Origin of the sequence: Neobacillus niacini (assembly GCF_031456445.1) — a bacterium.
In the GTDB taxonomy this organism is placed as follows: Bacteria; Bacillota; Bacilli; order Bacillales; family Cytobacillaceae; genus Neobacillus; species Neobacillus niacini_I.
Map to the genome: position 1 here is coordinate 54051 of NZ_JAVDUQ010000014.1, position 13543 is coordinate 67593.

Annotated in this window: 12 protein-coding genes; 11 read left to right on the forward strand and 1 reads right to left on the reverse strand. The window is 40.4% G+C overall.

Translation table 11 applies throughout. The features are described 5' to 3' along the window. The first annotated feature begins 190 nt into the window (after window positions 1-190). Together J2Y67_RS13380 and J2Y67_RS13385 are read left to right on the forward strand one after the other, a co-directional pair. Window positions 191-3289, forward strand: a complete 3099-nt coding sequence (locus J2Y67_RS13380) for a DEAD/DEAH box helicase (RefSeq protein ID WP_310174785.1) — start codon at window positions 191-193, stop codon at window positions 3287-3289. Window positions 3290-3317: 28 nt separating this feature from the next. Next, window positions 3318-4100, forward strand: coding sequence for an arylamine N-acetyltransferase family protein (locus tag J2Y67_RS13385; protein ID WP_310174787.1), 783 nt, complete (start codon window positions 3318-3320; stop codon window positions 4098-4100). Between the two features lie 36 nt (window positions 4101-4136). Here J2Y67_RS13385 and J2Y67_RS13390 read toward each other — a convergent pair whose 3' ends face one another. After that, window positions 4137-4478, reverse strand: coding sequence for a helix-turn-helix domain-containing protein (locus J2Y67_RS13390; protein ID WP_310174789.1), 342 nt, complete (start codon window positions 4476-4478; stop codon window positions 4137-4139). Window positions 4479-4668: 190 nt separating this feature from the next. Here J2Y67_RS13390 and J2Y67_RS13395 point away from each other — a divergent pair, with 190 nt between their 5' ends. The 9 genes from J2Y67_RS13395 (at window position 4669) to J2Y67_RS13435 (ending at window position 13531) form a co-directional block, all read left to right on the forward strand. Next, complete coding sequence (locus tag J2Y67_RS13395) at window positions 4669-5673, forward strand: asparaginase (RefSeq protein WP_310174791.1); 1005 nt, start codon at window positions 4669-4671, stop codon at window positions 5671-5673. Window positions 5674-5708: 35 nt separating this feature from the next. Further along, window positions 5709-7139: an aspartate ammonia-lyase gene (aspA, locus tag J2Y67_RS13400; RefSeq protein ID WP_310174793.1), complete on the forward strand. Its 1431-nt coding sequence runs from the start codon at window positions 5709-5711 to the stop codon at window positions 7137-7139. 145 nt (window positions 7140-7284) lie between these two features. Then, window positions 7285-7752, forward strand: coding sequence for a flavin reductase family protein (locus J2Y67_RS13405; protein ID WP_310174796.1), 468 nt, complete (start codon window positions 7285-7287; stop codon window positions 7750-7752). A 161-nt stretch (window positions 7753-7913) separates the two neighbouring features. Continuing rightward, entirely contained in the window at window positions 7914-9320 is a 1407-nt protein-coding gene (pabB, locus tag J2Y67_RS13410) for an aminodeoxychorismate synthase, component I (protein WP_310174797.1), read from the forward strand. After that, window positions 9317-9904, forward strand: a complete 588-nt coding sequence (gene pabA, locus J2Y67_RS13415; protein ID WP_310174799.1) for an aminodeoxychorismate/anthranilate synthase component II — start codon at window positions 9317-9319, stop codon at window positions 9902-9904. Before pabB ends, pabA begins: the two co-directional genes overlap by 4 nt. 4 nt (window positions 9905-9908) lie before the next feature. Beyond that, window positions 9909-10748, forward strand: coding sequence for an aminodeoxychorismate lyase (gene pabC, locus J2Y67_RS13420; RefSeq protein WP_310174801.1), 840 nt, complete (start codon window positions 9909-9911; stop codon window positions 10746-10748). 220 nt (window positions 10749-10968) lie between these two features. Then, window positions 10969-11754, forward strand: a complete 786-nt coding sequence (locus J2Y67_RS13425) for an ABC transporter ATP-binding protein (protein ID WP_310174803.1) — start codon at window positions 10969-10971, stop codon at window positions 11752-11754. Further along, a complete protein-coding gene (locus J2Y67_RS13430; RefSeq protein WP_310174805.1) occupies window positions 11738-12499 on the forward strand; it encodes an ABC transporter permease in 762 nt (253 codons plus the stop codon). The genes J2Y67_RS13425 and J2Y67_RS13430 overlap by 17 nt, the downstream gene beginning before the upstream one ends. A 30-nt stretch (window positions 12500-12529) precedes the next feature. Continuing rightward, complete coding sequence (locus J2Y67_RS13435; RefSeq protein WP_310174807.1) at window positions 12530-13531, forward strand: aliphatic sulfonate ABC transporter substrate-binding protein; 1002 nt, start codon at window positions 12530-12532, stop codon at window positions 13529-13531. Window positions 13532-13543: the final 12 nt, after the last annotated feature.

Here is a 13543-nt window from a genome sequence, read left to right on the forward strand (position 1 = left end):
AACCTCCAATGGATGTCCTTCATCCAATAATGTTCCCTCCCAAAAAAACTTCAGAGATAAAAATCATTGGTAAAAAACTTGGGGGAATTTTACAAAGAAATGTATAATTGACATAGGTAATCGATTGACCCTCTAGGGTTACACTATATGAGAAGAAACCGGGATCCACAGTTTAGGAAGGAAAACAGCAATGAATGTAACGTTAAACCAAAAGATGATTAAACAATTATGCGGAGAGCATTCCTATAAAAAAGGCGAAGAATTATCGAGACGCAAAAAAGTGGACCTGACGGAATATTCACCCGATAACGAAATCTGCCATGCCACCGTTCATGCCACAAATGAATTCCAAATTACGATTAAAAATCAACATGGGCAAATTGAAACAGCCTGCACATGTCCAAAGTTAGCTTCCTATCAAAAGCCCTGTCACCACGTGGCGGCCGTATTGGTTAATATCCTAGAAAGGCAGCAAAATCATTTGGATTTAACAAAAGGGATCTTGGGATTATTTCAGGAGGGAACTATCCGGCCAAGTACCGGGGAGCATATTATTGAAGATAGACAGTTATTTACAGTAGAATTTTTGTGCAAACCCATCCCGATTGACAACACTGAATACATGTTCGGGCTTATGATTCGAAGCAATTCCAAATCTTTTAAAATAATCGATTTTTTGGACAGCGTTGAACGGCGGGAAGCTTATCAAAATTACGATCCTAAGATCTATTTTTTTCAAAAAGAAACGGATGCTGTTCTTCAAGAATTAATTCGAACAAAGGACAAAGCCAGCCTCAGAGATGAATATATTTTAATCCCGGCCCGTGAATGGGAGAGGCTTTTACCAATACTTTTAAATGCTCCCTTGGTAAAATTGGAGCATCAGGGGAAAATTTTTGAAAAGATTCACTTATCAAGCGGACCCATCCCGCTTTATTTCCTATTTGAAACTGAGCCTAAGGAAGATTTCCAATTACAAGTTAATGGTTTAAATAAAATCACCATCCTTTACGATTTCGTTCTCTTTGAAGGCCAGATTTGGAAGCTGGAAAATGAAGAATTGGCACGTTTAAGTGAACTGAAGAAAATGCTGGATGCTTCCGGTACACACCAAATCTCGATATCGAGAGATCAAATGGAATCGTTTATTGAGCAAGTGATACCCGGCCTGATGAAAATTGGCCATGTCAGAATCGGTGAAGCTGTATCCAAACAATTGGATCAGACTGCCTTGAAAGCAAAGTTATATTTAGATCGAATAAAAAATCGTTTGCTTGCTGGTCTAGAATTCCACTATGGCAATGTGGTCATCAATCCTCTTGAAGAAAAAAAACAAGGCTCTTCGTTATTGAGAAATGGCGAACAGGAAGAAAAAATCCTAAAGATCATGGAGGAAAGCGGCTTTACGAAAACAGAGAGCGGTTATTTTTTACAAAATGAGGAATTGGAATATCATTTTCTGTATCATATTGTTCCAACCTTAAAAAAACTCGTTCAAGTCTATGCTACAACTGCGGTTAGAGCGAGATTGTTTAGAGAAAACCCCCAGCCGCGTTTTCGGGTGGATCGAAGAGAACGGACGGATTGGCTTTCGTTTCGCTTTGAATTGCAGGGAATTCCTGAAGTTGAGATTCGTAATATCCTAGCTTCGCTTGAGGAAAAACGGAAATATTATCGTCTTCGCGACGGGTCTTTTCTTTCGCTGGAGAGCCCGGAATTTAATGAATTGAATCGATTTTTACAAGGGATTGGTGTAAAACCGAAAGAGATTCACACGGAATTTGAACTTCCGCTTACACAAGGTTTGTCCGTCCTTTACTCCTTTGAAAATTCAGTAAGGATTGGTTCATCTCTAAAACAGCTTTTAGAGGATCTTCGAAATCCTGAAGGGGTTCAATTTGCTATTCCGGCAAGTCTCACAAGGATTCTACGGGATTATCAAAAACTTGGCTATCAATGGCTAAAAACACTCGCCCATTACGGTTTGGGGGGAATTTTAGCAGATGATATGGGACTCGGGAAAACACTGCAAAGCATTACCTATATCCACTCGGTTTTACCTCTGATACGGAAGGAGAATCAGACCGTTTTGATCGTTTCACCTTCCTCTTTAACGTATAATTGGTGGAACGAATTAAAGAAATTTACACCAGATATTCGGGCTGAAATCGTCGATGGCAGCAAAATCGTTCGGGACAGGCTGTTGAAAAACCTTGCGGAGGTGGATGTGGTGATTACTTCCTACCCGCTGCTGGTAAAAGACACTTTGTTATACAGTAAACTAGCTTTCCATACGCTATTTTTAGATGAAGCCCAAGCCTTTAAAAATCCTGAAACGCAAACGGCAAAGGCGGTAAAAAAGCTCCAAGCCAGTCACCGCTTCGCTCTCACTGGAACACCCATCGAGAATTCGCTTGACGAGCTCTGGTCGATTTTTCATGTCGTATTTCCAGAGTTGTTTCCGAATCGAAGAGCTTTCCATGAATTACGACGGGAAGAAGTAGCGAAGCGCGTTCGGCCATTTATCCTCAGACGGGTAAAGGAAGATGTGCTCGGTGAACTCCCTGAAAAAATTGAATCCATGCATTCATCCGACCTGCTGCCAGATCAGAAAAAACTTTATGCCGCTTATTTAGCTAAGCTGAAGCATGATACTCTAAAACATTTAGACAAAGAAACTTTTCAAAAAAATCGCATCAAAATTCTTGCCGGACTTACCCGGCTCCGGCAGCTATGCTGCCATCCGGCCCTGTTTATTGATGGATATAAGGGAAGTTCAGCAAAATTTGAGCAATTGCTGAAAATCATTGAGGAATGCCGAAGCACAGGCAGAAGAATGCTAATTTTTTCGCAATTTACGCAAATGCTAGGGATTATCGGCAGGGAACTGGCAAGCAGGGGAGTTTCTTATTTTTACCTGGACGGCAGTACCCCCTCTGCAGATCGAGTGCAGCTTTGCAGCCGATTCAATCTCGGCGAAAAAGATATATTCCTGATTTCCTTGAAGGCAGGCGGTACTGGTCTTAATTTAACGGGCGCCGATACGGTGATTTTGTATGATTTATGGTGGAATCCTGCCGTCGAACAGCAGGCCGCTGACCGTGCTTACCGAATGGGCCAGAAAAACACCGTCCAGGTGATTAAGTTGGTCGCACATGGAACGATTGAGGAAAAAATGAACGAGCTTCAAGAAAAAAAGAAACACCTAATTGACGATGTCATCCAGACGGGAGAAGAGAAGTTGTCTTCCTTAACAGAAAAGGATATCCGTGAGATTTTAATGATTTGAATCAATCATTTTGAGGGAGGGAAGATTTATGACCAATTTGAATTTACCATTTCGAAAAAGAATTGGTTATCCGGAGAACGAAATGATCACATTCGATAATTTAGAAGCCGTTCTCGAAAAAACAGCCAAAACGATTCCATTTGAAAATTTATGTATCATTGCAAATCAGGCAAAAGAAATCACGAAAGAGAACTTGATTAACAAAATTATCGATCAACACGAGGGCGGGCTTTGCTATGAACTAAATGGCATTCTCCATTTATTTTTACTGGAAAATGGATTTGTTGCAAAATTAATTTATGGTGTCGTTTACGACCACAATCATCAGCGTTGGGGCACGACCGGGAAAACCCATGTTGCAACTATTATCACTTACAATGAGCAACAATATCTTGTAGATACAGGATTTGGTGCGAATCTCCCTTTAAAACCTGTTCCATTATCCGGAAAGGTCGTAACTTCGAATAATGGTGAGTTCCGAGTGGAGAAAACAGAAACTGAGCATGGGGATTATATTTTTTACATGAAATTGAAACACAAAGATAAAGATTGGAAAATAGGCTATGCTTTTGATACCAAAGTCGCTATTACCGATCATTCAGGATTAACTGGGATACAAAAAATTATCATTGAGCATCCGGAATCTTCTTTTAATAAAAAGCCGTTAATTACCAGGCTGACAGACCGAGGCAGCATGACTTTGACAGATTCATCTATTACTGAATGGATCGATGGTAAGGTTGATAAACAGGACATTGATCCCAAAAAATACAAAGAGCTTGCAAAAGAACGTTTTGATATTCGGACCTAAAAAGATCCACCCATACAATATGGGTGGATCTTAACTTCATGATTTTAATCCTCGTTTTACACGCACAAAGGCTACGAAATCTGCTAATTCCTCTTTTGAAAGTAGCACACCATCCAAGGACAAAACTTTTTCGTTGGAATCTAATAATTCGGTAATTTCAATCACTGAATGTTCCGCCAATGAATCCTCAGTTCTCCCTAAAATATAATCTACCGATGTCTGAAATAAATCGGCTATTTGTGACAAGGATTGTAACGAAGGCAAACGATAACCCGACTCATAGCCGGCATAGGTGCTTTTGGCAATTCCCAGCTGGTCAGCGGTTTCTTGCAGGGACCATTTTCGTTCTTTTCGTAATTCCGATAATCGCTCCAACATTCGTCTCAAACTCCATCTCTTATATTTTTGAAAAAATTATAACATAGGTTACTAGATTAGAATAGAAAAAAAGTACGCGTATTGAATAATAATACTTGATTTATATAAAAATAATTCTATAATTTAGAGTATAAATACGCATAACGCGCATGACAGAATAAATACCCTGCCTAAAAAGAGGTGAAAGTTTTTGAAGAAAATTTTGATAATAGCAACAGGTGGCACGATTGCTTCAGTGGAAGGTAATGAAGGGCTTGTTCCTGGATTATCTGCCGATGAATTATTACATTTTTTCCCAAAATCAGCCGGTAACATCGAGATTGAATGTAAGATCCTCATGAACATTGATAGTACAAACATGCAGCCAGAGCATTGGGTTGAGATCGCTCAAGCTATATACCAACAATATGAAAAATACGACGGATTTGTGATTACACATGGAACGGATACCCTTGCCTATACTTCCGCGGCCCTGTCCTACATGCTGCAAGGACTTCGCAAGCCTGTCGTATTAACCGGGTCCCAGGTCCCGATTAGCTTTAAAAAGACAGATGCCAAAAAGAATGTGGCCGATGCACTAAGATTTGCTACAGAGGATGTTGGCGGAGTATTTATTGTTTTTGATGGCAGAGTGATCATCGGAACGAGAGCGGTAAAAATGCGCACGAAAAGCTATGATGCCTTTGAGAGTGTGAACTCTCCCTATGTTGCTTTTGTGAATGAAAAAGAGGTAAAATATCAGTGGAAACCTGTACCACCTGACGCGGGACTTGCATTGAATACTAATATAAACACCGATGTTTTTTTAATGAAATTATATCCTGGAACAAAACCTGAAATATTTGATTGCCTGAAAGGTTTGTATAAAGGAATTATCATTGAGAGTTTCGGAAATGGCGGACTTCCCTTTGAAGGACGAAATTTGCTTGGAAAAGTAAAAGAGCTAACCGATGCAGGTATCGCTGTAGTCATTACAACTCAATGTCTGGAAGAGGGCGAGGACTTATTATTATATGAAGTTGGCCGCAAGGTGGCGCAGTATGATATCATTTTATCCGGGGATATGAATACCGAGGCGATCGTGCCTAAGCTCATGTGGGCACTTGGACAGAAATCTTCTATTCAGGATATTAAGTCCATTTTTGAGACGCCTATAGCAGGGGATTTATCCACGAAAAGTGAAAAAGAAGAGTAATAGAATTTTACTAAAAATTAAAGAGGCGATATTTGATGTTGACCAATGATGTAAAAATGCGAGTGGAGAAAGACTTTTTAGGGGAAAAGGAAGTACCTGTTGAGGCCTATTATGGCGTACAAACATTAAGAGCAGTGGAAAACTTCCCAATTACAGGCTATCGTATCCATGAGGAATTAATAAAAGCAATGGCGATCGTAAAAAAAGCTGCTGCCATGGCAAACATGGATGTTCACCGCTTATATTCCGGAATTGGCGAGGCGATTGTGAAGGCCGCTGATGAAATGATCGAAGGGAAATGGCATGATCAAATCATAGTTGATCCGATTCAAGGCGGAGCTGGTACTTCTATCAATATGAATGTGAATGAAGTCATTGCCAATCGGGCGATTGAATTACTTGGACATGAAAAGGGAGACTATTATCACTGTAGCCCTAATACACATGTCAACATGTCACAATCAACAAATGACGCCTTTCCTACTGCGATTCATATTTCGGTATTGAATCTTCTTGAAAAATTACTTGGTACAATGAAAACGATGCATGGCGTGTTTTTACAAAAAGCCCAGGAGTTTGCGCATGTTATTAAAATGGGACGGACTCATCTTCAGGATGCAGTGCCGATTCGCCTTGGTCAGGAATTCGAGGCATATGGCAGAGTGATCGAGCGTGATATCAAGCGCATCGAGCAGTCGCGCCAGCATTTATATGAATTGAATATGGGAGCAACTGCCGTTGGAACCGGTTTAAATGCGGATCCAAAATATATTGAATATGTTGTCCAACATCTTGCTGACATCAGCGGTTTACCTCTTGTTGGTGCAGAACATTTGGTCGATGCAACGCAAAATACAGATGCATATACAGAGGTATCTGCTGCATTGAAGGTATGTATGATGAATATGTCTAAAATCGCTAACGATTTGCGTTTAATGGCTTCAGGTCCACGTGCAGGATTAGGTGAGATTAGCTTGCCAGCCCGTCAACCAGGCTCATCAATTATGCCTGGAAAGGTAAACCCGGTTATGGCCGAGGTCATTAATCAGGTTGCATTCCAAGTAATTGGGAATGATCATACGATTTGCTTGGCATCAGAAGCCGGGCAATTAGAATTGAACGTTATGGAGCCTGTTCTTGTATTCAACTTGCTTCAGTCGATTAGTATTATGAATAATGCGTTCGGTGTATTTACGGAACATTGCTTAAAAGGAATTACGGCAAATGAAGATAGATTGAAAGAATATGTGGAAAAGAGTGTCGGCGTTATTACCGCCGTGAATCCGCATCTTGGCTATGAGGTGGCAGCAAGAATTGCGAGAGAAGCGATTTTAACAGGCAAATCTGTCCGCGATTTATGTTTAAAGTATGATGTATTAACAGAAGAAGAGCTTGATTTAATTCTAGATCCATATGAAATGACTCATCCAGGGATTGCTGGTAAGGCATTATTGGAGAGAGATTAATAGTATCGCCAGGCATTATGCCTGGCGTTTTTTTGCTTAATTATATTTTCCACTTAATATGATAACAATGAGTTATGAATTGTCATTACGATCAAACATCAACCATACGATTAATACTACAGCTTTTATAGGGGAGTGAATACGTATGGATGATCGTTTTTTTCGTGATGCCATGGGAAAATTTGCAACAGGGATAACCGTGATTACCGCAGAAGTGAAGGGTACTACCCATGGGATGACGGCGAATGCTTTTGTTTCGGTGTCATTAAATCCAAAGCTTATTCTTGTGTCAATAGATAAAAGAGCTAAAATGTTGGGGTACTTGCAAGAAACGAATAGGTTTGCTGTAAGCTTTTTAGCCAGTGAGCAAAAGAAGGAATCGATGAGATTTGCCGGGCAAAAAAGGGATGAGGAACCTTATATTTTTGAGCGATTTAGCGAATTACCTGTTATTAAAGATGCCTTGGCTACTGTTGTTTGTACGGTTATTAATGAAGTTGAGGCAGGAGACCATGTTTTGTTTATTGGAGAGGTGCAGGACTTACAAGTGAAGGACGGAGAGCCACTCATTTACTTTAAAGGTAACTATCGAGAATTAAAGGATTTGAATTAAAAAGCAAATTATCTATAATCATATTATGTAAACTATTAATTACACTAGACTGTGCTTTCCGGCTCAGTCTTTTTGTTTTACTTAAAATTAAATTTATCCTATGAAAACCCAACCACCATCATGTATGATGAAAAAGACTAATCGTATAGGAGTGACAATCTTTGGTTCAACTTCATTTATACAGTAAAAAATTTCCTTTTTCAAAAGAAGCATTTTTTTCACATTATCGTGAAATCGCGGCAGATTACAATCATCATGTCCTGCTTGAAAGTGGCAGGGGCGGCCGATACAGTATTGCCGCCTTCAATCCAGAGAAAATGATTACTGGAAAAAACCATCAACTCATCATTCAAGATGGAAGCCATCAAGAAATAATAAACGGTAACCCCCTGCATTTATTAAAAGAATGGATGGGACAATATCACGTTGAAAAAATAGCAGAGCTGCCTGATTTTCAAGGCGGTGCTATTGGATACATAAGCTACGACTACGGTCGCTATATTGAAAAACTACCTGAACTAGCAAAAGATGACCTTGAATTACCAGAAATCTACTTTTTAGTTTTTAAAGAATGGTTTGTGTTTGATCATCTCACAAACGAATTATGGTTATTAATTTTGCATGAACAAGGGGAATCTGTGGGAGAAAGAGCAGATTTGTGGGAGAGCCGTTGGCTTGAAAAGGTTCCAACTGTTGAATTCGCGGAAAAGGTTTCGGCCCCACCCGAATCCTTAGAAGTATCAATGGATGAACAACAATTTATGGACGCTGTAAGAAAAATCCAACACTACATCGCTCAAGGAGATGTTTTCCAGGTCAATCTTTCAGTCCGTCAATCAAAACCGATAAAGGTAGAAGCGATGGAGGTCTATGAACAATTGCGGGCTCTAAATCCATCACCGTATATGGGTTATTTCCATACACCTGAATTTCAAATAGTCAGCGGTTCTCCTGAACTTTTGGTAAAAAAGAACGGTAGTGAAGTAAGTACCCGGCCGATTGCAGGGACCCGGTCTAGAGGGAAAAACGAGGCTGAAGACCAGGAGCTTGCAAATGAGTTAATTGAAAATGAAAAAGAACGGGCAGAGCATGTGATGCTCGTTGATTTGGAACGAAATGACCTCGGTCGGGTTTGCGCGTATGGGACGGTTGAGGTAAATGAATTTATGGTCATTGAAAAATACTCCCATGTCATGCATATTGTTTCGAATGTTCGCGGACAATTAGCGGATGATAAAAATAGCTTCGATGTGATCGATGCAGTTTTTCCAGGAGGAACCATTACCGGGGCACCAAAGATTCGCACAATGGAAATTATCGAAGAACTTGAACCCGTTCAAAGGGGAATCTATACCGGCTCACTCGGCTGGCTTGATTTCTCTGGTGACATGGAATTCAATATCGTGATCCGGACCATGCTTGTGAAAGATGGGATGGCGCATGTACAAGCCGGGGCAGGGATTGTCATTGATTCCAATCCGAAGCATGAGTATAAAGAGTCTTTGAAAAAAGCAGCAGCGCTTTGGCGGGCAAAAGAAATGGCAGAAGGAAAAGGAGAGCAACAATGATTTTCATGATTGATAATTACGATTCTTTTACCTTTAATTTAGTCCAATATTTAGGAGAATTAGGCGAAGATTTAGTCGTTAAACGAAATGACGAAACTACAATCGAGGAAATCTCTAGACTGCGTCCAAAATTCCTGATGGTTTCACCTGGTCCATGCAGTCCGAATGAAGCTGGGATCAGTCTAGAAGCAATCAAAGCTTTGGCGGGTGAGATTCCGATTTTCGGTGTCTGTCTGGGACAACAATCGATTGCCCAAGCCTTTGGCGGAGAGGTAGTGCAAGCAGAGCGTCTCATGCATGGAAAGACTTCTGAAATTTTTCATGATGGAAAAACGATTTTTGAACATTTGCCCAATCCATTTCCGGCGACACGTTATCATTCGCTGATTGTTAAAAAGGAGAGTCTGCCTGATTGTTTTGAGGTTTCTGCCTGGACTGCAGAAGGAGAAATTATGGCCATTCGTCACAAGGAACTTCCAATTGAGGGAGTCCAGTTTCATCCAGAATCCATTATGACCACTGCCGGGAAGGAACTTTTGCGAAATTTCGTTCACCATTATGGAAAAGTAGCAGTAAAAGGGTAATCAAATGTTTATATATGTAAACGGGTCCATTATTAAAAAAGAAGAAGCCGTCATTTCACCTTTTGATCATGGCTATTTATATGGAATGGGACTTTTTGAAACGTTTCGGGTTTATAATGGGCATCCCTTCTTATTGGATGATCATTTAGCACGTCTAAACGAAGGGCTCAAAGTATTAAATATTGTGAAACGGTTTACGCGAGGAGAAGTGAAGGATGCTCTTAAGCTTCTGCTGGATGCGAACGGATTTTCCAACGCTTATATCCGCTTCAATGTGTCGGCAGGAATTGGTGAGGTTGGATTGCAGGTTGAACCGTACGAAGAGCCGAATGTGCTGATTTTTGCAAAAACACTGCCTGAAGCGGGGGAGATGGCAGAAAAGAAAGCCGTCCTGTTGCGTCTAAAGCGAAATACACCAGAGGGTCTGACTCGATTAAAATCACATCATTATATGAATAATATGCTTGCAAAAAGAGAGCTTGGGAGCGCTCCAGACGTAGAGGGCATCTTTTTAACAGCAGAAGGTCATATTGCCGAAGGAATCGTTTCAAATATTTTTTGGGCAAAGGGAAACACGATCTATACACCATCGCTTGCGACAGGAATTTTAAACGGTATTACACGGCAGTTTATCATCCATGCTTCAAAACGTTTGGGAATGGATGTTGAAGAAGGGCTCTTCCAAGCGGAAGATGTGATTGCTGCAGAAGAAATCTTTGTCACCAACTCCATCCAAGAAATCGTCCCGATATCGGTGTTTGAAGGACAGACAATGCCGGGGAAAAACGGCTTATTCGTCCAAAAACTTCATCAAGTTTACCGGCAATCCTGTAAAAAACTCTAGTCCATATAATCCGTAACTGTCCACTCCAGATGGACAAAACAATTAAAAAGTCCACGAAGAGTGTCAGGCACCATTTTTCAAATGGTGCCTGACATTTATTTTTTTGGGAAATTATTCAAAAATTCTTGACTTTGAGTGTAAAGGATTTATAATAATAAATAATTATTTATAAATCCGATAAATCTAATTGGATTTATAGGTTAAGGCGGTGGGGACGAAAATGTTTTTACAAATTAACAGCATGAATAAACAATTTATTAATCAGAAAAAGACCAGTGATGTTCTTACAAATATAAATCTTGACATTAAAGAAGGAGAGTTTGTTTCGATTCTTGGACCTTCAGGATGCGGGAAATCGACGTTATTATCCATTGTTGCAGGATTAACAAAACCGACGAGTGGAGAAGTCGTACTTAACGGAAAGCCCATCACGAAACCAGGGAAAGATCGCGGAATGGTCTTCCAACAAGCTGCCTTGTTCCCGTGGATGACAGTAGAAGAGAACGTAATGTTCCCACTTCGTAAAGAAATGAACAAAAAAGACGCCCGGGATGTGGCCCAACATTTTCTTAAAATGGTCCAGCTAAGTAATTATACAAAACATTCACCACACGAGCTCTCAGGCGGGATGCAGCAGCGTGTGGCAATTGCCCGAGCACTTTCCATGAATCCAGCCGTATTGTTAATGGATGAACCGTTTGGGGCCCTTGATGAACAGACAAGAGCACGTCTCCATCATGAATTAGAAAAAATTTGGCTGGAAACAAAGAAAACGATTCTTTTTGTCACTCATAGTATCAGTGAATCTATCAAACTATCAGACCGCATCATTGTCATGGGCACGAGACCAGGGGTAGTACTAGAGGATATTGCAGTTAGAATTCCACGTCCAAGAGGAAATCACCCGCAAATGGCTGCAAAATTAGAGGAAAAAATTCTAGGATTATTACAAACTGAGATCGACAAAGTAGTGAAAGAGGAATTAGCTTATGCAGCAAACAATTAAACGCATCATTTTCTTCGCATTATTATTAATCATCTGGCAGGCCACAGTAAAAATTACGGGTGTTTCAGCCGCGGTAATGCCAGCACCAACGGATGTACTTAAGGCACTTGCGAAGGGATTTGAAGATAAAACACTAATCTATGATATTCTTGCCAGCTTCCGCAGGCTTGCGATTGGATTAAGTATTGCCATCATCCTCGGAATCGTCTTAGGCATACTTTTAGCGAAAAATAAAACCGCAGACGAAACACTCGGCACATTGATTTTATCACTGCAGAGTGTTCCAAGTATCGTTTGGCTGCCGATTGCAATTATGTGGTTTGGCCTGAATGAAACATCTGTCATTTTTATCGTCATTCTTGGCGCAACACTTGTGATGACCATCAATATGAGGATTGGAATCAAAAATGTTCCGCCTCTCTACATAAGAGCGGCTCAAACGATGGGATCAGGTGGATTGGATCTTTTTGTAAAAGTTATCTTCCCAGCGTCCATCCCTTACGCCGTAACAGGCGCCAGGCTTGGCTGGGCATTTGCCTGGCGGGCATTAATGGCTGGGGAAATCCTGAGCACTGGACCTGGATTAGGGTATACCCTTAAGTATGCTTCTGATTTCGGCAACATGAGCATGGTGATTGGAATTATGATTATTATTGGAATTATTGGCAGCATAGTAGATATTGTCTTTTTTCAACGGGTTGAAAAAAATGTCATTCGCCGTTGGGGATTAGAGACAGCCAATTAGATATAGAAAATTAGAGGGGGAACTAGAGAGATGAAGAAAAAATCAATGATTTTAAGCTTGGCGCTTTTGCTTGGAGCGGGTGTTTTAGCTGGCTGTGGGTCCAACAATGCAAGCTCTTCAAATGGCGGAGAGAAAAAGGTCGTTATTGGCTATTTTCCAAACATTGACCACGCACCAGCGATGGTGGCAAGAGAAAAAGGTTTTTACGAAAAAGAACTTGGTAAAGATGTAAAAGTGGAGTACAAAACTTTTCCGGATGGCGGTGCCTTTATGACTGCTTTAAAGACGGGTGATATTGATGCCGGTTTAGTAGGACCAGGACCTGTTATGAATAACTTTACAAATGGTGCCGATGTTAAAATTATTGCCGGAGCTTCTTCTGGTGGTACAGCGATTGTCGCCAGCAAGCAAAGTGGGATCAACTCTGTTAAAGATTTTAGCGGGAAAACTTTCATTACTCCAGGAGTAGGCTGCACACATGATGTTCAAATGGAAACATTTTTACAGGATTATGGAGTCAAGTCAGCCCGTATCGGGGGAACTTTAAAGCATGTAACTGGTAATCCGGCACAATATGCAAGTATGTTTGAATCAGGTAAAGTGGATTTGGCTGCTGTACCAGAGCCATGGGCTTCACAGTTAGTGAAGAAAGCAGGAGCAAAAATAATTGTTAACAGCCAAAAAATTTCTTACGGAACCACTTTGCCAAATACGATTCTTGTTACAAGTGGTAAGGAAATTAAAGCAGATAAAGCAGTCGTCCAAAAAATTGTAAAAGCACAGAATGAAGCGATTGCTTTTATCGATAAAAATCCTGAAGAAGCGAAGGAAATTACCGTAAAAGCCATTAAAGATATTACAAAACAAGGACTTGACAAAGATGTAATGGATCAAGCTTGGACACATATCCACTTTACAAGTGATGTAAACAAGGATGTGATTCAACAGTTTGCCAATTCTTCTGTAGAGTTAAAATTCTTAAAAGAAAAGCCTGATTTTGCTTCTTTAATTGATACACAATTTATTAATTAGATTCGAAAAAGT